This is a genomic window from Modestobacter sp. SSW1-42, from assembly GCF_046635825.1.
Taxonomy (GTDB): Bacteria; Actinomycetota; Actinomycetes; order Mycobacteriales; family Geodermatophilaceae; genus Modestobacter.
In genome coordinates, this window is sequence record NZ_JBISCA010000002.1 from 627,156 (window position 1) to 647,949 (window position 20,794).

Annotated in this window: 24 protein-coding genes; 11 read left to right on the plus strand and 13 right to left on the minus strand. The window is 76.0% G+C overall.

Annotated features, from left to right (window positions below; genetic code table 11):
• Positions 1–39: 39 nt before the first annotated feature.
• Positions 40–321, minus strand: a complete 282-nt coding sequence (locus tag ACGBYP_RS08275; RefSeq protein WP_411582878.1) for a hypothetical protein — start codon at positions 319–321, stop codon at positions 40–42.
• A complete protein-coding gene (locus tag ACGBYP_RS08280; protein WP_411582880.1) occupies positions 318–1,352 on the minus strand; it encodes a UDP-N-acetylmuramate dehydrogenase in 1,035 nt (344 codons plus the stop codon). Before ACGBYP_RS08280 ends, ACGBYP_RS08275 begins: the two co-directional genes overlap by 4 nt.
• Positions 1,353–1,392: 40 nt before the next feature.
• Here ACGBYP_RS08280 and ACGBYP_RS08285 point away from each other — a divergent pair, with 40 nt between their 5' ends.
• The gene (locus ACGBYP_RS08285) at positions 1,393–2,238 is read left to right on the plus strand and encodes a class I SAM-dependent methyltransferase (protein WP_411582882.1); all 846 of its coding nucleotides are present in this window, start codon (positions 1,393–1,395) and stop codon (positions 2,236–2,238) included.
• Here ACGBYP_RS08285 and ACGBYP_RS08290 read toward each other — a convergent pair.
• Positions 2,204–2,788, minus strand: a complete 585-nt coding sequence (locus ACGBYP_RS08290) for a TetR/AcrR family transcriptional regulator (RefSeq protein ID WP_411582883.1) — start codon at positions 2,786–2,788, stop codon at positions 2,204–2,206. The genes ACGBYP_RS08285 and ACGBYP_RS08290 overlap by 35 nt on opposite strands.
• A 71-nt stretch (positions 2,789–2,859) precedes the next feature.
• On the opposite strand from ACGBYP_RS08290, the gene ACGBYP_RS08295 reads away from it, so the two are divergent.
• A complete protein-coding gene (locus ACGBYP_RS08295) occupies positions 2,860–3,543 on the plus strand; it encodes an alpha/beta hydrolase (RefSeq protein ID WP_411582885.1) in 684 nt (227 codons plus the stop codon).
• Positions 3,544–3,547: 4 nt separating this feature from the next.
• Here the strand turns inward: ACGBYP_RS08295 and ACGBYP_RS08300 are convergent, their stop codons facing one another.
• Entirely contained in the window at positions 3,548–4,498 is a 951-nt protein-coding gene (locus ACGBYP_RS08300) for a helix-turn-helix transcriptional regulator (protein WP_411582887.1), read from the minus strand.
• Between the two features lie 101 nt (positions 4,499–4,599).
• On the opposite strand from ACGBYP_RS08300, the gene ACGBYP_RS08305 reads away from it, so the two are divergent.
• From ACGBYP_RS08305 to ACGBYP_RS08320, 4 genes are all read left to right on the plus strand, one after another.
• On the plus strand, positions 4,600–5,031 hold the full coding sequence (locus ACGBYP_RS08305; RefSeq protein ID WP_411582889.1) for a VOC family protein: 432 nt from the start codon (positions 4,600–4,602) through the stop codon (positions 5,029–5,031).
• Positions 5,032–5,093: 62 nt separating this feature from the next.
• Positions 5,094–5,852 (plus strand): maleylpyruvate isomerase N-terminal domain-containing protein, encoded by a 759-nt coding sequence (locus ACGBYP_RS08310; RefSeq protein WP_411582891.1) that lies wholly within the window; start codon positions 5,094–5,096, stop codon positions 5,850–5,852.
• A gap of 2 nt (positions 5,853–5,854) precedes the next feature.
• Entirely contained in the window at positions 5,855–6,715 is an 861-nt protein-coding gene (locus ACGBYP_RS08315; RefSeq protein WP_411582893.1) for a spermidine synthase, read from the plus strand.
• Positions 6,716–6,749: 34 nt separating this feature from the next.
• Positions 6,750–6,953: a PspC domain-containing protein gene (locus ACGBYP_RS08320; RefSeq protein WP_411582895.1), complete on the plus strand. Its 204-nt coding sequence runs from the start codon at positions 6,750–6,752 to the stop codon at positions 6,951–6,953.
• Between the two features lie 12 nt (positions 6,954–6,965).
• On the opposite strand, the gene ACGBYP_RS08325 is transcribed toward ACGBYP_RS08320, so the two are convergent.
• The 7 genes from ACGBYP_RS08325 to ACGBYP_RS08355 all read right to left on the minus strand — a co-directional run bounded on the left by ACGBYP_RS08325 (position 6,966) and on the right by ACGBYP_RS08355 (position 12,059).
• Positions 6,966–7,253: a DUF2516 family protein gene (locus ACGBYP_RS08325; RefSeq protein WP_411582897.1), complete on the minus strand. Its 288-nt coding sequence runs from the start codon at positions 7,251–7,253 to the stop codon at positions 6,966–6,968.
• Between the two features lie 124 nt (positions 7,254–7,377).
• Positions 7,378–8,133, minus strand: a complete 756-nt coding sequence (locus ACGBYP_RS08330; protein WP_411582899.1) for a hypothetical protein — start codon at positions 8,131–8,133, stop codon at positions 7,378–7,380.
• On the minus strand, positions 8,130–8,615 hold the full coding sequence (locus ACGBYP_RS08335) for a helix-turn-helix domain-containing protein (RefSeq protein ID WP_411582901.1): 486 nt from the start codon (positions 8,613–8,615) through the stop codon (positions 8,130–8,132). Before ACGBYP_RS08335 ends, ACGBYP_RS08330 begins: the two co-directional genes overlap by 4 nt.
• Before the next feature lie 166 nt (positions 8,616–8,781).
• A complete protein-coding gene (locus ACGBYP_RS08340) occupies positions 8,782–9,759 on the minus strand; it encodes an asparaginase (protein ID WP_411582902.1) in 978 nt (325 codons plus the stop codon).
• 113 nt (positions 9,760–9,872) lie between these two features.
• Complete coding sequence (locus tag ACGBYP_RS08345; RefSeq protein WP_411582904.1) at positions 9,873–10,439, minus strand: aerial mycelium formation protein; 567 nt, start codon at positions 10,437–10,439, stop codon at positions 9,873–9,875.
• Between the two features lie 58 nt (positions 10,440–10,497).
• Positions 10,498–11,607: a YgfZ/GcvT domain-containing protein gene (locus ACGBYP_RS08350; protein ID WP_411582906.1), complete on the minus strand. Its 1,110-nt coding sequence runs from the start codon at positions 11,605–11,607 to the stop codon at positions 10,498–10,500.
• Entirely contained in the window at positions 11,604–12,059 is a 456-nt protein-coding gene (locus ACGBYP_RS08355) for a Fur family transcriptional regulator (RefSeq protein ID WP_411582908.1), read from the minus strand. The genes ACGBYP_RS08350 and ACGBYP_RS08355 overlap by 4 nt, the downstream gene beginning before the upstream one ends.
• A gap of 38 nt (positions 12,060–12,097) precedes the next feature.
• Between ACGBYP_RS08355 and ACGBYP_RS08360 the strand changes: the two genes are divergently transcribed.
• From ACGBYP_RS08360 to ACGBYP_RS08370, 3 genes are all read left to right on the plus strand, one after another.
• Positions 12,098–12,943: an aminotransferase class IV gene (locus tag ACGBYP_RS08360; RefSeq protein ID WP_411582909.1), complete on the plus strand. Its 846-nt coding sequence runs from the start codon at positions 12,098–12,100 to the stop codon at positions 12,941–12,943.
• 71 nt (positions 12,944–13,014) lie between these two features.
• Complete coding sequence (gene nhaA, locus ACGBYP_RS08365) at positions 13,015–14,325, plus strand: Na+/H+ antiporter NhaA (protein WP_411582911.1); 1,311 nt, start codon at positions 13,015–13,017, stop codon at positions 14,323–14,325.
• Positions 14,326–14,660: 335 nt separating this feature from the next.
• Positions 14,661–15,386, plus strand: a complete 726-nt coding sequence (locus ACGBYP_RS08370; protein WP_411582913.1) for a hypothetical protein — start codon at positions 14,661–14,663, stop codon at positions 15,384–15,386.
• A 66-nt stretch (positions 15,387–15,452) separates the two neighbouring features.
• Here the strand turns inward: ACGBYP_RS08370 and ACGBYP_RS08375 are convergent, their stop codons facing one another.
• Both ACGBYP_RS08375 and ACGBYP_RS08380 read right to left on the minus strand, forming a co-directional pair.
• Positions 15,453–17,159, minus strand: coding sequence for a DUF885 domain-containing protein (locus ACGBYP_RS08375; RefSeq protein WP_411582915.1), 1,707 nt, complete (start codon positions 17,157–17,159; stop codon positions 15,453–15,455).
• Positions 17,156–17,728, minus strand: a complete 573-nt coding sequence (locus ACGBYP_RS08380; protein WP_411582917.1) for an FABP family protein — start codon at positions 17,726–17,728, stop codon at positions 17,156–17,158. The genes ACGBYP_RS08375 and ACGBYP_RS08380 overlap by 4 nt, the downstream gene beginning before the upstream one ends.
• 269 nt (positions 17,729–17,997) lie before the next feature.
• On the opposite strand from ACGBYP_RS08380, the gene ACGBYP_RS08385 reads away from it, so the two are divergent.
• Entirely contained in the window at positions 17,998–18,846 is an 849-nt protein-coding gene (locus tag ACGBYP_RS08385; protein ID WP_411582919.1) for an alpha/beta fold hydrolase, read from the plus strand.
• Positions 18,843–20,600, plus strand: coding sequence for a putative bifunctional diguanylate cyclase/phosphodiesterase (locus ACGBYP_RS08390; RefSeq protein WP_411582921.1), 1,758 nt, complete (start codon positions 18,843–18,845; stop codon positions 20,598–20,600). The genes ACGBYP_RS08385 and ACGBYP_RS08390 overlap by 4 nt, the downstream gene beginning before the upstream one ends.
• The last annotated feature ends 194 nt before the right edge of the window (positions 20,601–20,794 follow it).

Below are 20,794 nucleotides of genomic sequence, written 5' to 3' on the forward strand. Positions count from 1 at the left end.
AGCGCGCCAGGAACGCACCGCTGGGACTCCATCACCGGCTCACTCGGCGTGGTGGAGGAGGACCTCGTAGGCGCGGGTGACGCGGGCGGGGTCGGCGGCGGTGCCGCTGCGCTCGAACAGCGCCTGCGCGTCGGTGACCTCGGCGGTGGTCGCCGTCCCGGAGTTGAGCACCCGGGAGATCAGGCCGGACAGCGCCGCGTCGGCCTCCAGGCGCGCCATCCAACCCGTCATCTGCCGGGGGTCGGCGGGCATCGGGGCGGGCGTGCGCAGCGCGTCGTACAGGGCGCCGAGCTGCAGGGACTCGTCGGGTCGCATGCTCACGGCCGGACCTGCGTCGGCTCGGGCACCAGGGTGACGCCGAACTGCGTGCGCACCGCCGCCACGACCTCGCCGGCGAAGGCCATCAGCTCCGCGGCGGTCGCGCCGGGCTCGGTGGTCAGCGCCAGGCTGTGCCGCGACGACGTACCGACCCGCCCGGCCCGCGTGCCCCTGCCGTAGCCGGAGTGCTGCACCAGCCAGGCCGCGCTCAGCTTCACCTGCGCAGCACCGTCGGCGCCGACGCCGGCCGGCCAGGACGGGCACCCGGGCACCGCGGTGCCCACCGGGACGACGGGGTTGGTGAAGAACGAGCCGGCGCTGCGGGAGTCGGGGTCGGCGGGGTCCCAGACCATGCCCTTGCCGCGGCGCAGCTCCAGCACGGCGTCCCGCACCTGCGCCAGCGGCGCGGTCTCGCCGAGCTCGACGCCCAGCTTCTTGGCCAGCTCCGCGTAGCTGACCGGGCTGGAGGAGTCCGAGGCCCGCAGCAGGAAGGTCACCGACAGGACGACGAAGACACCGGGCCGCTGCTTGAGCATGCTGTCGCGGTAGGCGAAGGCCAGCTCGGCAGGGGTGAGCACCCGCTCGGCCCGCCGCTCCCGGTCCCAGACCCGCACGGCGGTGATCAGCGCGGCGACCTCCTGGCCGTACGCGCCGACGTTCTGCACCGGCGTGGCGCCGGTCGAGCCGGGGATGCCGGACAGCGCCTCCATGCCGGCGAGGTGCTCGGCGACGGTGAGGGCCACCAGGTCGTCCCAGGACTCCCCCGCCTCGACCTCGAGCTGGACGCCGTCGGCGGTGTCGGTGCGGGCCACCCCGGAGTTGCGGACCAGGACGACGTCGCCGGGCCAGCCGCTGTCGGGGGCGACGATGTTGGACCCGCCGCCCAGCACCAGCAGCGGGCGGCCGGCGTCGTCGGCGTCCCGGACGGCGGCGACCAGCTCGGCGCGGGTGGAGACCTCGACCAACCGGTCGATCGGACCACCGACGCCGAGGGTGGTCAGGTCCGAGAGGCGGGCGTCCCGGCGTTCCTGCACGCACCCACGGTAACGGCCCGTGCGGCTAACCTCGTCGTCCGTGAGCGACCACACCCAGCGTGCGTCGCTGCCCCCCGTGCGCAAGGCGCCCAGGCTGGCCGCCGGCCGGGCCCGCGCGCTCGGCCTGCCGACCCGCGGCACCACCAACGCCAACCGGCTGCGCCGGGTCGACCGCTGGCTGGTGGCCACCCAGGTGGCCCGGCTGCGCGACGCCGCCCGGCCGCTCGTGGTCGACCTGGGCTACGGCGCGTCGGCGGTCACGACGCTGGAGCTGATCGACCGGCTCGCCCCGGAGATCGAGGGCCTGGAGGTCGTCGGGCTGGAGATCGACCCCGAGCGGGTGGCCGCGGTGGCGGCCGACCGCGACCCGCCGCGGGTGGACTTCCGGGTCGGTGGCTTCGAGCTGGCCGGGCTGCGGCCGGTGCTGGTGCGGGCGTTCAACGTCCTGCGCCAGTACGACGAGGAGTCCGCCGGCCGCGCCTGGGACACCATGCGCGGCGCGCTGGCGCCCGGCGGGCTGCTCGTCGAGGGCACCTGCGACGAGTGGGGACGGCGCGCGACCTGGGTGGCTCTGGACGAGGACGGCCCCCTCACCCTGACCCTCGCCGCCCGGGTGTCGGACCTCGACCGGCCTTCGGACCTGGCCGAGCGGCTGCCGAAGGCGCTGATCCACCACAACGTGCCCGGGCAGCCGGTGCACACGTTCCTCACCGCGTTCGACGTCGCGTGGGCGGCGGCCGCCGGGCTGTCGGCGTTCGGCCCGCGGCAGCGCTGGGCGGCGGCGTGCGAGGCGCTGGCCGCCGACGGCTGGCCACTGCTGGGCCCGACCCGGCGCTGGCGGCACGGCGAGGTCACCGTCCGCTGGTCGGCGGTCGCCCCGACGTGACCTGTGGGTCGCCCAGTGACGCCACGAACGCCGCCCACGCCTGGTCGGCGCGCTCGGTGTCGCCGGTGGCGTCCAGGTCGAGGAACAGCCCGCGGATGACGGCCAGCACCAGCGTCGCGAGCTCCCGCCGGCCGATGGTCCGCAGCCCTCCCTCCAGCGGGACCAGCCAGTCCGTCGTGGCCTCCCGCCGGAAGCCGGGCCACAGCTGCTGCTCGGCGTCCTCCCGCAGCCGGTTGAACACCGCCAGGTACCGCTGCCCGTCCGGCCCGGTCATGCCGGCCCACGCGCGGGCCAGCGTCGTCCGGTAGTCCTCGTCCGGGCGCACGCGCAGCAGCGCCTCCCAGTCCCGCCGCTGGCGGGCCCGCGCCTGCCGCAGCACCGCGCGCAGCAGCGCGTCCTTCGTGCCGAAGTGGTACAGCAGCATCCGGGTCGAGGTGCCGGTGGCGGCGGCGAACGGCTCGAGCCGGTCGGGCAGGCCGCCGGCCAGCGCGGCATCGGTGCACGCGTCCAGCAGGCGCTCCCGGATCTCCGGCTGCTTGTGTCGACCCACGTCCGGATCTTTTCGCGTAACTGGCGGTACGTCTAGCGTCGGCCGCACAGTCCGACGTCGAGGAGGCTCAGATGCGAGTGGTGTTCGTGCACGGGGCGTGCGTCCGGGACGGCGCGTGGTGGTGGCACCGCACCGCCGCGCTGCTCCGGGCGCGGGGCGTGGCCAGCGTGGCCCCCGCGCTGCCCAGCTGCGGGGAGACCGGCGCGGCCGGCGCGGGGCTGGACGACGACGTCGCCGCCGTCCGGCAGGTGCTCCTGGACGGTGACGAGCCGACGGTGGTGGTCGGACACAGCTACGGCGGCATCGTCACCGCCGAGGCCGCCGCCGGCGTCGACGCGGTCGGGCACCTGCTCCTGGTGTCCAGCTACCTGCCCGAGGTCGGCGAGAGCCTGTCGACCTTCGGCGGCGGCCCGGAGCCGGCGCCCTTCCTCGATGTCGACGGTGGCACGTTCGGCGTCCGGCCCGAGCTGCTGACGACGACGTTCCTGCAGGACTGTCCCGAGGTGGCGGCCGACGCGCTCGCCCGGCTGGCCCGGCAGAGCGTCTCGGTGCTGGGGCGGCCGGTGCAGGCGGCCGCGTGGCACCACGTGCCCTCGACCTACCTGGTGTGCGCGCAGGACCGGGGCACCCCCGCGTCGGCGCAGCGGGAGTTCGCCCGGCGCGCCGGGACGATCGTGGAGCTCGACGCCGGCCACCACCCGTTCCTGTCCCGGCCGCAGGCGGTGGCCGACCTGCTGCTCGGCCTGGCGGTCTGAGCGGTCAGCTCCCGACCCGGGCGAAGCGCGCGGACAGCGTGCGGAAGGCCGCCGCGAGCTCCGGCGGGTCCACGGCGAGGACGTCGGTGTCGTAGCGGGCGACGGCGGCGGCCACCCCGACCCACGACCACGCGCCGATCGTCAGCCGGCAGCGGTCGGGGCCCAGCTCCTCGACGACGCCGTCGCCGGCGAACGGGGCCACCCGGGCGGCCGGCAGCCCGAGCTCGACGGTGCCGGTGCACGGCCAGCTGCCGGTCGCACCACCCCGGAAGGCAGCGTCCACGAACGTCGCGACGTCGCCGCCGGGCAGGGCACGCGGGGTGAAGCGCGGGCCGTTCGGGGTGCGCAGCGTCATCCGGTCGCAGCGGAAGGTGCGCCAGTCGTCACGGTCGAGGTCGAACGCGACCAGGTACCAGCGGCCGGCCCGGGCGACCAGCGCGTGCGGCTCCGCCCGCCGCGGTGCCGGTGTCCCCCCGTGGTCGAACCGCACCACCTCCCGGCGCCGGACGGCCGCGGTCAGCGCGACCAGCACCGCCGGGTCGACCTCCGCGGCCGCAGCCCCGGCCAGCGGGGTGACCTGGACGGCGTCGACGCGGTGCCGCAGCCGGGCCGGCATCACCTGGCGGACGGTGGTCAGCGCGCGCGCCGCGGCCTCGCCGATCCCCGCCCCGCTCGTGGCCGCCAGCTGCAGGGCCACGGCCAGCGCGACCGCCTGGTCGTCGTCGAACAGCATCGGCGGGAGGTCGGTGCCGGCGGCGAGGCGGTAGCCCCCGTCGGGGCCCTTGGACGCCTGGACGGGGTAGCCGAGCTCGCGGAGCCGGTCGACGTCGCGGCGCACGGTGCGCGCGGTGACGCCCAGCCGGTCGGCCAGCGTGGCCCCGGGCCAGTCGCGGCGGGCCTGCAGCAGCGACAGCAGGGTCAGCAGCCGGGACGACGTCCCGCTCGTCGGGGGCATGTCCCCATCGTGCCCGACAGTAGAGGACCGATCCTGTCCGCTACTGCTGACAACGTCCCTCTTGTGCCACCGACGGGGTGGCCGACAGCGAGGAGACCGGTATGAGCGTCACCACCACCACCCACCTGAACTTCCGCGGCCAGGCCCGCGAGGCGCTGGACTTCTACGCCGCCGTCTTCGGCGGGGAGGTCATGGCCTTCACCTTCGCCCAGGGCGGCGACGAGCAGGACGCCGCCGACGGGGCCGTGGCCGAGCAGGTCAAGTGGGGCGGCGTACAGGCCCCCAACGGCTTCGCGGTCATGGCCTTCGACGTCCCGCCGGGGCGGGCCTACGACGCCGGCACCGACGCCGTCTACGTCTCGGTGCGCGGTACCGACCCCGAGGAGGTCAGCGGGTACTGGCAGCGGCTCGTGGTCGGCGGCACGGTGCGGGCCCCGCTCGCCCCGGCCGGCTACGCCCCGCTGTACGGGATGGTCACCGACCGGTTCGGCGTGACCTGGGTGCTCGACGTCCTCCCGCCCTACAACGGCTGACCCCGGCCGGGAGCGGGTGGACCGTCCGGGCCACCCGCTCCCCGTGCGGCACGATGGACGACGTGCCCGACGAGCTCTTCGACCGCTGGACCGCTGCCGTCGAGCAGGAGGGCGAGCGGATCGGCGTCCTCGCCGAGGAGCTGGACACCGGGCGCACCCCGGCCCCCGGCGGCCTGCAGGCCCCGGTGCCCTGGGTGCCCGGCTGGACCGCCCGCGACCTCGTCGTCCACCTGGGTGGCGTGCACCGCTGGACCGTCGGCGTCCTGCGGGCCGGCAGCACCCGCCCACCCGACCGCGGCGCGGCCCACGAACCGGACGACGACCTGCACGGCTGGTACGCGCAGGGCCTGATCGAGCTGGTCGCCACCCTGCGCACCACCGACCCCGACGCGCCCGCCTGGCACATGAGCCCGGCGGCGAGCTCCACCGCCCGCGCCTGGGCCCGGCGGCAGGCCCACGAGCACACCGTCCACCGCCACGACCTGGAGGCGACCGCGGCGCTGCCCCTGTCCCCCGTCGACCCGGTGCTCGCCGGTGACGGGGTCGACGAGCTGCTGGCGATCGTGCTGCCCCGGTGGCAGCACCACGCGCCGCTGGCCACCGCCCGCGCCCGGGTCGGCGTGACCGCGACCGACCTCGGCCGCGCCTGGACCGTCGAGGTGGCCGACGGCGCCGTCCGGTGCACCGACGGCCCGGCCCCGGACGCCGACGCCGCCGTCAGCGGGACGGCGGCCCAGCTGCTGCTGCACCTGTGGGGCCGGCCGGGCGAGGTCACGGTGCACGGCGACCGGGCCGCCGAGACCCTGCTGCGGGGGCGCTGACGATGGGCCGCAAGGACCGCGCGCACCTGTCGGCCCTCCCGGGGCCGACCCAGGTCGCCGGCGGCACCGCCGAGCTGCTGGCCGACGCCGACCGGGAGGGCTCCTGGCAGCTGATGCTCGACGGCGTCCCGCAGTCGCACGTCGACCTGACCGACCCCTCCCACCTGGAGTTCGAGTACGTCCGCCGGATGGGCCACGTGCTCGACCTGGCCGCCGAGCCCGGTCAGGCGCTGGACGTCGTCCACCTGGGCGGGGGCGCGCTCACCCTGGCCCGCTACGTCGCGGTCACCCGGCCCGGCTCCCGGCAGCGGGTGGTCGAGCTCGACGAGCCGCTGACCGAGCTGGTGCGCCGCGAGCTGCCGCTGCCGCGGGACGCCCGGGTGCGGGTGCGCGCCGCCGACGCCCGCGAGGGGCTGGCCGCGCTGCCGGACGCCTCGGCCGACGTCGTCCTGGTGGACGTGTTCGCCGGCGCCCGCACCCCGGCGCACCTGACCACCGTGGAGTTCGCCGCCGACGTCGCGCGCGTGCTGAAGACCGGCGGCGTCACGGCGTGGAACGTCTCCGACGGCCCGCCGCTGCGCTTCGCCCGCGCGGAGGCGGCGACGCTGCGGGCGGTCTTCGGGCACGTGGCCCTGCTCGCCGAGCCGGGCACCCTGCGCGGACGGCGGTTCGGCAACACGGTGGCGGTGGCCTCCGACGTCGAGCTGCCGATCGCCGGGCTCACCCGCCGCTGCGCCGGCGACCCGATGCCGGCCCGGGTGGTCGACGGCGCCGAGCTGGACCGGTTCGTCGGCCAGGCGGCGCCGGTGACCGACGCCGACGCCCAGCCCTCACCCCAGCCGCCGGCCGGGATCTTCGACTGAGCCACGGGGGGCCTGGGCGCCGTAGGGTCGGGCGATGACCGCTCCCTCCTCCCGCCGGCTCACCCGCGACACCCGCCACAAGGTGGTGGCCGGGGTCTGCTCCGGCCTGGCCCGCAGGTTCGGGCTCTCCCGCGGTGGCCTGCGCCTGGCCTTCGTGGTGTCCTGCGTGCTGCCCGGGCCGCAGTTCATCGCCTACGTCGCGCTGTGGGTCCTCATGCCGGCCGACGACACCTACTGACGGCCGCGCGGGTCACCAGCTGTTGTTGCCCCGGTTGAGGCTGCGCACGGCGGGGCGCACGTCGACGAGGTAGACCACCGCGGCGACGACGGCCGGGAGGCCCAGGAAGCTCAGCGGGCCCATGACCCACAGCAGCAGCGTGGCGATGCCGGTGATGGCCAGCCACGCGGGCTTGCTGAGCTTGCCCGCGGCCACGAAGGACGCCGCCGGACGGATGACGGCGTCGACCAGCGCCCAGCCCGCCAGGGCCAGGGTCCCGAAGGTCACCAGGGTGTAGACGAAGCCGTCGAAGCTGCCCATGAGCCGAGGATAGGCGGGTCGCGCCACCGGCCGCCGGGGAACGCGCCCGCCTCCGGCCGGGGTGACCCGTCCGGGTGGGACGACGACGCCCCGGCCCCCGCGGTGCGGGGACCGGGGCGAGGCCTCACTTCGAGGTGCGGTCGCTCTTGGCCGGGACGGCGAGCGGGTCGGGCAGCGTCGCCTTGGCCGCGCGCTTGCGCGCCGGCTTCGCGGCGACGGGCTCCGCGGCCGCCGGCTCCACGGTGGCCGGTGCGTCGGCGGCGGCGTCGGCCACGGCGGCCTTCGTCGTCTCCGCGGCGTCCTGGACCTCGGCGGTGGCCGCGTCAAGGGCGGCGCCGGTGCGGGCCGCCGTCCGCTGCGCGACCGAGGTGACGGTGTCGGAGGCCTCGGCGACGGTCTCGCCGGTCTCCTCGAGGACGTCCTCGAGGCCGTCCTCGACGGCGTCCACGGCGCGCTCGGTGCGGGCGACCACCTTGCGGAAGGCCGGCTGGCGGCGCAGCTCGCCGACCAGCTGCTCGCCGCGGCCGGCCAGCTCGCCGACGGCGCCCAGCGCCTGGGTGCGGGCGGCCTCGACCAGGCCGGTGACGGTGCCCAGCACCGTCTCCGGGCGCAGCTCGGTCACCGTGGTGCGGGCCTGGACGGCGGCGCGGCGGGCCTGCTCGCGGGCGGCCTCGACCCGGGTGCGGGCCTCCTTGGCGCCCAGGTCGGCCTGGACCTGCGCCTCGCCGGGCAGCGCCTCCGCGCGGGCGCGCAGCCCGACGACGACGGTGCGGGCGCGGTCGACGGCGACGTCACCGGCGCCGATCGCGGCCAGCAGGCCGGTGCGGCCGGTCTCGACGAGGGTCTCGCCGTAGGACTTCAGGGTGTCGGTGCGGCTCATGCCGTCTCCTCCGTGGGGGTGGGGGTGGCCGCCGCCTCCTGCTCGCGGGCGAGCTGGGCGGCGTGTTCGCGGGCGTAGGTCTCGTACAGCTCCAGGAGCACGGCCTTGTGCCGCTCCGACAGCGCCTCGTCGCCGCGGATGGCGGCGACCGTGCCGGCGGTGCCCGAGCGGCGGTCGAGGATGCCGGCCTGCTCGTAGAGCGTCTCGGCAGAGATCTTCAGGCCCCGGGCGATCTGGGCCAGGATCTCGGCCGACGGCTTGCGCAGCCCGCGCTCGACCTGGGACAGGTAGGGGTTGCTCACCCCGGCCACCCGGGCCAGCTCGCGCAGCGACACCTGGGCCGCGCTGCGCTGGGAGCGGATGAACTCCCCGACCTGCGAGCTCACGGCCGCGGGCACGGTCTGCGCCTCGGCGGCCGCGGTCACCACGCTCTCGCGGACCGCGGTCACCTGCTCGCGGACAAACTCCGTGGGTCGCTGCACGGGGTCACCGTAGCCCGCGCTGCTAGCTCCTGCAAGCGCGCTGCTAGCAGCCTGGTCGCTACCGCACAGCGGGTCGACCCGCTCCAGCCGACGTGGAGCCGCGCCACGGCACGGATCCACGTCCGTTGGCCCGGGTCGACCCGGGTGGGCGCCGTCCGGACGCGGCTCAGGCCAGGACGTCGGACGGGCGGATGCGGCCGACGACGCCCTCGCCGCCGGAGACCGCGGTCGACGACCAGGGGGCGAGCGTCTCTGCGGGCACGCCCAGGTGCACCAGCCCGGCGCACAGCGCGGGCAGCCGGCCGCGGTCGCCGCCGTCGTCGAACTTGAGCGCGACGGCTCCGGCGCCGGGCAGCGCGGCCACGTGCACGCCGTCCGCCCCGCCCTTGACCAGCAGCCCGTCGACGGCCTGCATCAGCTCGGTGTCGTCGCGGCCGGTGCCGGCGACCAGCCACGGGTGGGCGCGCACCGCGTCGGCGACCCGGCGGCCGGCCGTGCCGGGCTCGGCGCGCACCAGCGACAGGACGCCGCGGGCCAGGCCGGTCAGCGAGATGGCGTGCTGGGGTGCGCCGCAGCCGTCGACGACCACAGCGGACACCGGGTCGCCCCCGGCCTCGCCCAGCCGCGCCTCGATCGCCTGCTGCAGCGGGTGCGCCGGGTCGAGGTAACCCTCGGTCGGCCAGCCGGCCGCCACGCAGGCCGCGAGCATCGCCGAGTGCTTGCCCGAGCAGTTCATGGCCAGCCGGTCGGGCGCGCGGCCCTCGACCAGCCAGTGCGCCCGCGTGCCCTCGTGGCCGGGCAGCGCGGGCGGGCAGCCGAGGTGGTCGGGGCCGAGCCCGGCGCCGGCGAGCACCTGCGCGGCCAGCTCGCGGTGGCCGTCCTCGCCGCTGTGCGACGCCGCGGCCAGCGCCAGCTCCCGGTCGTCGCGGGGCTGCCAGCCGGCGTCGAGGTAGACCGTCGCCTGGACCGGCTTGTTCGACGACCGCGGCAGCACCGGGCGGGTCACGTCACCGACCGACAGCAGCGGCGCGCCGTCGGCCCCGAGGACGACGAGCGCCCCCCGGTGCACCGACTCCAGCACGTCGGACCCGAGCCCGCCGCGCCACACCTCGACCAGCACCGGGTCCACCGGCCATGCGCTCATGCGCCCATCCTGCCGGGAGCTCCCCGGCCTGCCGGGCCGACCCCCGCTCGGCCCCGTCGCAGGGTCCCGCCGCGAGCCTGCGAGCGGTGGGGGGGGGGCGACGGGGTCCTTCGTCAGCCGTGCCGGGACTCGTCGGCGAGCAGCTGCGCCACGTCGGCCAGGCCCTCGCGGTACCGGCGGGCCAGCTCACCGGCCACGGCGTCCATCACCGACTGCACGCCGCGCCGGCGCTCGGACAGCGTGCGCTCGCCGGCGGCCAGCGACCGGGCGGTCTGCTCGAGCAGGTCGTCGGGCATCGACGGGACGTCGGTGAGGTCGGCGCCCGGGGCCAGGCTGTTCACCCAGGTCTCGAACTGCTCGGGCGAGGTGGGCTGCACGGTCTGGTGCCGGCCCAGGCCGTGGGCGGGGCCGCGGCCCTTCTCGGACAGGATCTCCGGCAGCAGGTCGACCAGCGAGCGGCCGTCGTGCTCGGCGCGGCGCTGGAGCTCGCGGCGCACGATGTCCAGCCGCCCCTGCAGCAGCCGCCGCGTGTAGGAGAGGTTGACCTCCTCCTGCTCGGCGCGGTGCCGCAGCGCCCGTACCTCGGCCATCGGCACGTCCTGGACCCCGTCGAGGAACGACGGGTCCAGCAGCTCGTCGACGCCGGCGCCGCCGGCAGCGGCAGGGGTGAGAGCAGTCATCGCGCGACCTCCGCGGGAGTGGGGACGAGGAGCGCCGGGGCGAAGTGCGTGCCCCGGGTCACCGGCCGATCGTCGCAGACCGGACCGCCCGGACGCGGTCGCGGGCCGCCGCCCGGGTGTCGTCGAGCTCGGCGGGGGTGTCGTCGGGGTCGACCGCGGCGGTCGCCTCACCGACCTTGAGCGCCGCGTCGGGGGCCAGCGACTGCTTGACCAGGGCGAGGGCGATCACGCCCAGCTCGTGGTGGCGCACGGCGGTGCCGAGCCGACCGACCTCACGGGTGCCGGCGGTGACCGGCGTCCCGGGGCGGGGCAGCGTCTCGCTCATGCCGTCCAGGTGCAGCAGCACCAGCCGGCGGGGCGGGCGCCCCAGGTTGTGCACCCGGGCGACGGTCTCCTGGCCCCGGTAGCACCCCTTCTCGAGGTGGACGGCGGTCTGCAGCCACTCGAGCTCGTTGGGGATCGTGCGGTGGTCGGAGTCGACCCCGGCCCGGGGACGGCGGGCCTCGACCCGCAGCGCCTCGTAGGCGTCGACCCCGGCGAGCACGGCGCCGGCGGCCAGCAGCTGGTCGGCCCGGGCGGCGAGCTCGGCGCGCGGCACGAGCAGGTCGACCACCGCCGCCGTCCCGTCGCCGATCGCGGGCATCCGGCGCACCCAGCCACCGCCCTCCAGCGGTGCGACCGCGTACGGCGCGGCCGGCACCGGCCAGCCCGCAGCGGTGAGCACCTCGTCGCCGCGCGGCCCGACCAGCGACAGCAGCGCCCACGCGTCGGTGGCCAGCGCCGGGTCGACCCGCAGCATGAAGCGCATCCGCTGCAGGAAGGTCACCAGCGCGGCACCCGTGCCCGGCTCGACGTCGCCCCAGGTGGTGCCGTCGAGCTCGGTGAGGACGACGTGGTGCTCGACGTGGCCCTGCGGGGAGAGCACCAGCGCCTCGGAGCCGGTGGCGTCGCCGAGGCGCTCCAGGTGCTGACTGGTGAGGCTGTGCAGCCAGCTCAGCCGGTCGGCGCCCGGGACGACGAGCACGTCGCGGTCGCTGCGGTCGACCAGCCCGGCCCCCTCGGCCAGCCGGCGCTGCTCGGGCAGCGGCTCGCCGTAGTGGGCGGCGACGGTGGCCGCCTCCTGGTCCAGGGCGACGGCGCCGGGGTGCTGCAGCAATGGGGAGCTCATGGCTTCTCCTTCTCCTCCGTGCAGGCTCGGCAGGTGCCGGACAGCGCCACGTGGCCCACGTCCAGGCTGAAACCCAGCTCGGCCCTCAGACGTTCCGCCGCCCCGTCGAGCACCCCCGGGTCGACCGAGCTGATCTCGCCGCAGGTCTGGCAGACCACGTGCACGTGCCGGTGCTGCTGCCCGGCGTGGTAGATCGGCGCCCCCTTGCCCAGGTGGGTGTGCCAGACCAGCCCGAGCTTCTCGAGCAGCTCCAGCGCGCGGTAGACGGTGGAGGTGTCGGGCGCGGCGCCGTCGGGGCCGGCGTCGGCGCGCAGCCGCGCGCCGATCTCCTCCGGGGTGCCGTGCTCCAGCGCGGACACCGCGGCGAGCACCCGCTGCCGCTGACTGGTCAGCCGCAGGCCCCGGGAGCGCAGCTCTGCGGCCAGCGGTGGGGCGCTCTCCGGTCCGGACACGCTGCCGAGCCTAGATCGCGGATGGCAGGGTGGACCGGGTGACGAGTCCTCGGGTGGCGGTCTGGCGGAACGGTGCGGCGACCGAGGTCGCCCCGGACGAGCCGGTGGTCACCGCGTTCGACCTGGGTCTGGGCCGCGGCGACGGCGTCTTCGAGTCCGCGCTGGTCGCCGGGGGCGCCACGCCGCACCTGGACGACCACCTGACCCGGTTGCGGCGCTCGGCGGGCCTGCTGGGCCTCGCCCATCCCGGGGACGACGCGGTGCGGGCCGTGGTGGCCGCGGCGGTCGCCAGCTGGCCGGCCGACGTCGAGGGCGCGTGCCGCGTGTTCCTCACCCGCGGGCTGGGCGACGGCACCCCGCCCACACTGCTCGCGCTCCTGGCCGCCGTCCCGGCCGAGACGATCCGGCAGCGCACCGAGGGCGTCGGCGTCGTCACGCTGTCGCTCGGCCTCCCCGCCGACTTCCGGGCGGGTGCGCCGTGGCTGCTGGGCGGGGCGAAGACGCTGTCCTACGCGGTGAACATGGCCGCCGGCCGGCACGCGCACTCCGTCGGCGCCGACGACGTCGTGTTCACCTCGCTGGAGGACCGGGTGCTCGAGGGCCCGACCTCGACGGTCGTGTGGGCCGCCGGCGGCGGGCTGCACACCCCACCGGTCGAGACCGGCATCCTCGCCGGCACCACCCAGGCCCGGCTGTTCGCCCGCGCGGAGGCCGACGGCTGGCCGACCGCGGTCACCCCGGGCACCGTCGCCGACCTGCACGCCGCCGACGCCGTGTGGCTGCTGTCGGGCATCCGCGGTGCCGCCCCGGTGACCCGGCTGGACGGCGTCGAGCGCGGCGACGCCGGGCTGTCCCAGCGGGTGCGGGAGCTCCTGGCCCGGTAGGGTCGCAACCGGTGCGCCGGGAAGTCTGGTCGGCAACTCCTCAGCCGACCCCGCACCCCGGAGCCGCCCCCGTGCCCAGCACCCTGTTCGCCCGCGGCTCGTACCGCGAAGCCACCCGCATCGCCGACGTCCTGCGCAAGGAGACGGTCGGCGGCGTCCTGCTCATGATCGGTGCGCTGATCGCGCTGGTCTGGGCCAACACCCCCTGGTCGGACTCCTACGCGTCGCTGCGCGACCTCGTGGTGGGCCCCTCGGACCTGTTCGGCCTGCACCTGGACCTGTCGCTGGGCACCTGGGCCGCCGACGGCCTGCTGGCGGTCTTCTTCTTCGTCGCCGGGCTCGAGCTCAAGCGCGAGTTCGTCGCCGGCGACCTCCGCGACCCGCGCAAGGCCGCGCTGCCGGTGGCCGCGGCGGTGGGCGGCATGGCCGTGCCGGCGCTGTTCTACGTGCTGGTCAACCTGCGCACCGGCGACGGCGCGCTGACCGGCTGGGCGATCCCCACCGCGACCGACATCGCCTTCGCCCTGGCGGTGCTCGCGGTCATCAGCACGCACCTGCCCACCGGGCTGCGCACGTTCCTGCTCACCCTGGCGATCGTCGACGACCTGTTGGCCATCACGATCATCGCCGTCTTCTACACGTCCACCCTGCAGGTGGTGCCGCTGCTGCTGTCCCTGGTGCCGATCGCGCTGTTCGGCGTGCTGGTGCAGAGGCGGATCCGCTCCTGGTACCTGTTGCTCCCGCTGGCCCTGGTCGCCTGGGTGCTCATGCACGAGTCCGGTGTGCACGCGACCGTGGCCGGCGTGCTGCTGGCCTTCACCGTGCCCGTCGTGCGCAGCGAGGCCGCCGGCGGCCCGGACGCGGGGCCCGGGCTGGCCGAGCACCTCGAGCACCGGGTGCGGCCGATCTCGCAGGGGCTCGCCGTCCCGGTGTTCGCGTTCTTCTCCGCCGGGGTCACCGTGGGCGGGCTCTCCGGGCTGGGGTCCGCGCTGTCCGACAGCGTGGCCATCGGCATCGTCGTCGGCCTGGTCGCCGGCAAGACCGTGGGCATCGCCGGGGCCACCTGGCTGGTCTCCCGGTTCACCCGGGCCGAGCTGGACCCCGAGCTGGGCTGGCCCGACGTGATCGGCCTGGCGATGCTGGGCGGGATGGGCTTCACGGTCTCGCTGCTCATCGGCGAGCTGGCCTTCGGGGCGGGCTCCCTGCGCGACGAGCACGTCAAGGTCGGTGTCCTCACCGGCACGCTGCTGGCCGCGCTGCTGGCTGCCGTGGTCCTCCGGCTGCGCGACCGCCGCTACCGGCTGATCGCCGAGCAGGAGGCCCGCGACGAGGACGCCGACGGCATCCCGGACGTCTACCAGCGGCCGTCCGCCGAGGGCTGAAAAAGGTCGTTGCGGGGCCCCCGATCGCGTCGTACCGTCGAGGTACACGAGAGAGGAGGTGGTCCCGAAGTTGATGACTTACAGGACGCGTGAGGTGGCTGTCCGCTAGCCGCCGTCCAGATGGGCCGCCCGCTCAGGACCCGTGGAAGACCCACGTGCACTGAGCAGCGGCAATCCCGCCCGTCCGTCGATGGCGGCGAGCGAGAACCGGACAGTCACCCGACCCCCAGGCTGCCGACGTTGTCCAGTCGGCCCGTGCGCAGCTCCCCCACTACGGTGGGGTCCAGCGCCACGGAGCAGCCTGGGGGTTGTCCGTTTGTCCGGGGAGGTCCGACGTGCAGTTCACCGGCCGGTCCGTCGCCCTGGACACCTCCGCCGGCATCTGGCTCGCCGAGTCCGCGCAGGCCGCCACGCCGGGCACCGTCGCCGCTCTGGTGCCCGCCTCGTTCGAGGCCTTCGCCCGGGTGTTCCACCCTGCCGTGCGCTACGTCGGCGACGACGACGTCGAGGTCCCCTGGGCCTCGGTCGCAGCGGCCAACGGCACCACCGCCCACCCGCTCATGCAGTGGGGCTCGGTCACTGGGGCGATGGAGTACTTCGAGAACGACGACCAGGCCCCGCTCTGGCACGGCGCACCCGCCCGCGGCCACCTGCCGGCCCCGGTCGCCGAGCGGCTCGTCGCCGTCCTCACCCGCTGGACGACGACCCCCGACGTCTGCTGGTTCGCCGTCGCCCAGGGCGGCGCGGTCATCACCGACCACCCGACCCTGGCGCTGCCCGGCCGCGAGTACTGGCTGATCAACGGCCCGATCGGGCTGGCCGCGGAGAACATGGCCGCCGAGCCGTTCGAGCAGAGCGCCAACGTGTGGTGGCCGGCCGACCGCGCCTGGTGCGTGGTCACCGACATCGACCTGGTCACCACCTACGTCGGTGGCAGCGCCGGCTGCATCGCCGACGTCCTGGCCGCCGAGGGGCTGGAGACCGCCCCCGCCGACAAGAAGCAGCGCACCACCTGGGACGCCGACCAGGTCAACCCTGCCCCCAGCGACGCCCCCGACTGAGGAAGGACCCCCTCGCCCCCCACCACGCGCGAGCGCGCGGCGGGCGCCTGCGAGGGGGCCGGACTGCTACAGCTGGGCGAGCTCGGCGGCCAGGTCGTCGAGGCCGAGGCTGCCCTGCGACAGCGCGGCCATGTGCCACGCCTTGAGGTCGAAGTCCGCACCCCGCGCGGCCCGGGCGGCGGCCCGGCCCTCCAGCCACGCCCGCTCCCCCAGCTTGTAGCTGATCGCCTGCCCGGGCATGCCGAGGTAGCGCACCAGCTCGCTGTCGAGGAAGTCGGCGTCCCGGCCGCAGTTCTCGCCGAAGAAGGCCCGGGCCAGCTCCGGCGTCCAGGGCTGCCCGCGGTGCTCGGCGACCGCGCCCTCGGCGTCGTCGGGGACCGGCAGCTCCAGGTGCATGCCGATGTCGACGACCACCCGGACGGCGCGCATCTGCTGGGCGTCCAGGTAGCCCAGCCGCGCGCCGGGGTCGGACAGGAAGCCCAGCTCGTCCATCAGCCGCTCGGCGTAGAGCGCCCAGCCCTCGAGGTTCGCGCTCACCCCGCCCAGGGTGGTCTGGTAGTTCGACAGGTCACCGGCGACGTGCACCCACTGCGCGAGCTGCAGGTGGTGGCCCGGGACGCCCTCGTGGTACCAGGTCGACACCAGGTCCCACAGCGGGAAGCGCTCCTTGCCCAGCGTGGGCAGCCAGGTGCGGCCGGGCCGGGAGAAGTCCAGCGACGGGCGGGTGTAGTACGGCGCGGCCGCGCTGCCGGGCGGGGCGATCATCGACTCGACCCGGCGCAGCGGCCCGGCGATGTCGAAGTGGACGCCGTCGAGGGCCTCGATCGCCTCGTCCATCATCGCCTGCAGCCGCTCGCGGATCGCGTCGACGCCGTCGACGGCCTCGCCGTTCTCCCCCAGCCAGCGCATGGCCTCCATCGGGGTCGACCCCGGGAGCACCTGCTCGGCCAGCTCGCGCTGCTGCACCAGGATCCGCTGGTGCTCGGCCCAGCCCCAGGCGTAGGCGTCCTCCAGCCCGCTGCCCGATCCCAGGTCCGAGCCGTTCCACGAGCGGGCGAAGCGCGCGTAGCGCTCCCGGCCGACGGCGTCGGGCGTGCCCTCGCACTGCGGGGCGTAGGTGTCGCGCAGGAAGTCGCGGACGGCGGCGACCGCTGCGTCGGCGGCCGCCGCGGCGGCGTCCAGGTCCGCGCGCAGCTCGTCGGGCCCGTCGGCGACGAAGCCGGCGAAGTAGGGGCCCTCGAGCCAGGCGTCGAGCTGGCCGATCACGGTGTGCACCTGCCGCGGGGCGGCGAACAGCCCGCGCTCGGCCCCGGCGGTGAGCGACTCCTGGTAGCCGCGGTAGGCCGCGGGCACCCGCACCAGCCGGCGGGCCACGACCGCCCAGTCCGCCGGCGTCGCGGTCGGCATCATCGAGAACACCGAGCGGATCGACTGCACCGGCGAGAACAGGTTGGACACCGCGCGCAGGCCCTCACCGGCCTCGTGCAGGGCGAGGGCGGCGGTGAGCCGCTCGCGCAGCAGCCGGGCGCAGCGCCGCTCGATCGGGTCCTGCTCCAGCGACGGGTCCGCGGCGAGCACCCGGTCCAGCTCGGCCAGCGTCGAGCGCATCAGCTCGGCCTCGGCCTCCTGCCCGGCCGGGGTGGTGTCGGGGAGGCGGTCGTCGCCGGGGCGGTTGCCCAGCCCGGTGGCGACGATCGGGTCGAGGTCGCAGACGGCCTCGACGTAGGCGTCGGCGACCTGCCGCGGGGTGGTGGGAGCAGCTGCGGTGGTCATCGGATCCGTTCCAGTCGGGCGGACATGGTGGGGCGCAGCGGCTGGTCGGTCGCCGCGCGGTCGACGGCGTACATCAGCGCGCCGTCGACGATGCCGTAGAGGCGGGTGGCCCGGCTGACGTCGGGGTGGTCGGGGGTGCGGGCCAGCACGTCGCTGGTCAGCTCCCAGCTGGTCGTCGTCCGGGCGGTGCCGACGTAGATCTCGACCAGGCCGGCCGGGGAGCTCACCAGCAGCTCGACCTCGTCGTCGCCGCGGGGCCGCCAGAAGCCCGACTCGCGGGTGTCGGGGCCGGCCACCCGGCCGTCGTCGGTGAGCCGCCAGGTGCGCGACTCGTAGGACAGGAAGTCGCGCCCGTCGTGGGCGAAGCGGATCCACTGGCCGAAGCGGTGGTCGCCGCCGGTGCCGGCGGCCTGGCCCTCGCCGTGCCACTCGCCCAGCAGCGGCAGCACCGAGAGCAGCTCGTGGGCGACCTCGGGGCCGGTGCGGACGTCGACGGTGTCGGGCACCGGCAGCTCGGTCGGCCCGGCGGCCGGGCCGTCGGGCAGGCCGGGCGGGACGGGCGCGCTCATCGGGCGTCCCCCCGCTCCGACTCGGTGCGGGTGAGCCGCCACGCGGAGGCGGCGAAGCCCAGCGCAGTCAGCCCGGTGAGGGTGACGAGCACCCAGGCGGAGACCAGACCCATGCCGCCACCGTAATCCGGCCCCCCGCGACGCACCGGGGGGAGGTCGGCTCACCCGCGCGGGGTGCCCGGCTCAAGTGCCGCCGCCCGGCCGCCGACATCCGTGGGGCACGACGGATCTCCAGCCACGTGGATCCGCAGACCCGACGAGGTGACCTGGTGTCGATCGACGCCGCGCTGCGACCCGCACAGCCCGCGACCGGACCGGTGACGGCGCGGCTCAACGTGACCTGGACCGGCCCCGCGGACGCACCCGCGGTCCTCTTCGCCCACGGCTTCGGCTGCGACCAGGGCATGTGGGACGGCGTCGTGCCGTACTTCGGCGACGACCACCACGTCGTCCGCTACGACCTGATGGGCTACGGGCAGTCCGACTTCTCCGCCTACGACCCGCAGCGGTACGCCACGCTCGACGGCCACGCCGACGACATCCTGGCCATCTGTGCCGAGCTGGACCTGCGCGACGTCACCCTCGTGGCGCACAGCGTGAGCACGATGATGGCCGTGCTGGCCGCGATCGAGGAGCCGCAGCGCTTCCGGCAGCTGGTCCTGGTGGCCGCCAACCCCTACTTCCTGCAGGACCCGGTCACCGGCTACGACGGCGGCTTCTCCGACGCCGACATGACCGAGGTCGCCGGCGCGCTGGACAGCAACTACTTCACCTGGGCCGAGGCGATGGCCCCGGTCATCATGGGCACGCCCGAGGCCCCGGAGCACGGCGAGCGGCTGACCGCGAGCTTCTGCCGGGTCAACCCCGACGTCGCCCGCCAGCTGCTGGGCACCATGTTCACCACCGACTACCGGCCGCTGCTGCCGCAGGTGACGGTGCCGACCGTGGTCATGCAGTGCCGGGCCGACGCGATGGTGCCGGCCCCGGTCGCCGGGTACCTGCACGACCAGCTGGCCGGCTCGACCCTGGTGCAGCTGCAGGCGCTGGGCCACTGCCCGCACATCAGCGCACCCGAGGAGACCGCAGCGGCCATCCGCGCCCACCTGCTCACGCCGTGACACCGGACTACGCGGACCTGTGGGAGCACGCCCCCGGCAGCCACCTGCTGCTGGACGACGACGGGCTCATCACCGCCGCGAACGCCACGTTCTGCGCATGGACCGGCCACGCGGCCGCCGACCTGCTCGGCCGGCCGTTCACCGCGCTGCTGCCGATCGGCGACCGGGTCCTGCACACCACGCACGCGCTGCCGCAGCTGATGGTCACCGGCCGGATCGCCGAGGCGTCCGTACAGGTGATCGGGGTCGACGGCGAGCGCCACCCCGCGCTGCTGAGCGCGACGCGGGTGACCGAGGGGCTGCCGGCGCCGGAGACCCGCATCGTGCTGGTGGACGCCCAGCAGCGCCGCCGGTACGAGGAGGAGCTGCTCACCGCCCGCCGGCGGGCCGAGGAGTCCCAGGCCCGGATCGCCGCGGCGGAGGCCGCGCTGACCGAGCTGGTCCACCACGACTCGCTGACCGGTCTGCTCAACCGGCCCGGGCTGCTGCACGCCCTGCACGGCCGGCTCGGCCGCTGCGGCGCCGACGCCACCGGGCCCGGGACGGCCGTGCCCACCGTGTTCTTCATCGACCTCGACGGGTTCAAGGCCGTCAACGACGGGCTGGGCCACAGCAGCGGCGACGAGCTGCTGCGGGTGGTCGCCCGCCGCCTGGAGGACGCCTCCCGCGCCGGCGCCGACGTCGCCCGCCTGGCCGGCGACGAGTTCGTCGTCCTGGACGACGTCTCCCCCGCCGGCACGAGGACCGTCGCCGCGCGGCTGCTCGACGTGCTCGCCGAGCCGGTCGTCCTGCAGGGCGTGGAGGTCGTGATCGCCGCCAGCCTCGGCAGCTGCGCGGCCGAGGTGCCCGTCGCCCCCGCCGACGTCGCGACCGCCGCCGACCTGGTGCTCCGCCGGGCCGACACGGCGATGTACCGGGCCAAGAGCCAGGGACGGGGGCGCTGGGAGGCGCACGTCCCCGGCAGCCCCGACCCCGCGGCCGACCGGCTGGTGCTGCTGGAGCACCTGCGCGGCGCCATCCGTGACGGCGAGCTGCGCCTGCACTACCAACCCCGCATGCACCTGCCCACCGGCGCGATCAGCGGTGTCGAGGCGCTGGTCCGCTGGCAGCACCCCACCCGCGGGCTGCTGCAGCCGATGGACTTCATCGACGCCGCCGAGGAGTCCGGGGTCATCCGCGAGCTGGGCGCGTGGGTGCTCACCGAGGCCGTCGCCCAGGCCGTCCGGTGGGACGCCGCGGGCGTGGCCCCCGGGCTGCAGGTGGCGGTCAACGTCTCCGCCCGCCAGCTGGCCGACGGCGACCTGGTCACCCGGGTGGCCGGCGTCCTGGCCCGGGCCGGGCTGCCGGCCTCCCGACTGGTCCTGGAGATCACCGAGACGGCGCTGATGAGCGACCCCGAGTCGGCGCTGGGCACCCTGCAGGCGCTCCGGTCGCTGGGCGTGCTGCTCGCCGTCGACGACTTCGGCACCGGGTACTCCAGCTTCACCTACCTCAAGCAGTTCCCGGTCGACGAGCTGAAGATCGACCGCTCCTTCGTGGCCGGCATGACCACCGACGACGGGGACCGGGCGATCGTGGCCAGCTGCGTGCACCTCGCCCACGCCATGGGGCTGATCGCGGTGGCCGAGGGCGTGGAGTCCCCGGCCGAGCACCAGGCGCTGCGCGCACTGGGCTGCGACCAGGCGCAGGGCTACCTGTTCAGCCGGCCGGTGCCGGCGGACGACGTGCCCTTCCCGGTCGCCGTCCCGGCCTGAGCGGTCGCCCGCACCACCTCGGCTCCGGGGGCTGTCCCCCGACGACGCCATGGCCGACCTCGCCGGCCTGCTCGGGCTGCGGCCACCGGGCTGAGCGCGACGACGGGGCGCCACCGCCTCACCCGGGTGGGCGACCGCCGTCCGGGCAGTGTCCCCGCGTCGGTCACTGACAGCGAGCCCTCCCTCGATCAAGC

Bases quoted from the DNA above. Each gene is read 5' to 3' on its own strand.
- ACGBYP_RS08295 (WP_411582885.1), top strand. From the start codon at position 2,860: ATGCGAGTGGTGTTCGTGCACGGGGCGTGCGTCCGGGACGGCGCGTGG.
- ACGBYP_RS08300 (WP_411582887.1), bottom strand. From the start codon at position 4,498: ATGCCCCCGACGAGCGGGACGTCGTCCCGGCTGCTGACCCTGCTGTCG.
- ACGBYP_RS08305 (WP_411582889.1), top strand. From the start codon at position 4,600: ATGAGCGTCACCACCACCACCCACCTGAACTTCCGCGGCCAGGCCCGC.
- ACGBYP_RS08315 (WP_411582893.1), top strand. From the start codon at position 5,855: ATGGGCCGCAAGGACCGCGCGCACCTGTCGGCCCTCCCGGGGCCGACC.
- ACGBYP_RS08320 (WP_411582895.1), top strand. From the start codon at position 6,750: ATGACCGCTCCCTCCTCCCGCCGGCTCACCCGCGACACCCGCCACAAG.
- ACGBYP_RS08325 (WP_411582897.1), bottom strand. From the start codon at position 7,253: ATGGGCAGCTTCGACGGCTTCGTCTACACCCTGGTGACCTTCGGGACC.
- ACGBYP_RS08330 (WP_411582899.1), bottom strand. From the start codon at position 8,133: ATGAGCCGCACCGACACCCTGAAGTCCTACGGCGAGACCCTCGTCGAG.
- ACGBYP_RS08340 (WP_411582902.1), bottom strand. From the start codon at position 9,759: ATGAGCGCATGGCCGGTGGACCCGGTGCTGGTCGAGGTGTGGCGCGGC.
- ACGBYP_RS08345 (WP_411582904.1), bottom strand. From the start codon at position 10,439: ATGACTGCTCTCACCCCTGCCGCTGCCGGCGGCGCCGGCGTCGACGAG.
- ACGBYP_RS08350 (WP_411582906.1), bottom strand. From the start codon at position 11,607: ATGAGCTCCCCATTGCTGCAGCACCCCGGCGCCGTCGCCCTGGACCAG.
- ACGBYP_RS08375 (WP_411582915.1), bottom strand. From the start codon at position 17,159: ATGACCACCGCAGCTGCTCCCACCACCCCGCGGCAGGTCGCCGACGCC.
- ACGBYP_RS08380 (WP_411582917.1), bottom strand. From the start codon at position 17,728: ATGAGCGCGCCCGTCCCGCCCGGCCTGCCCGACGGCCCGGCCGCCGGG.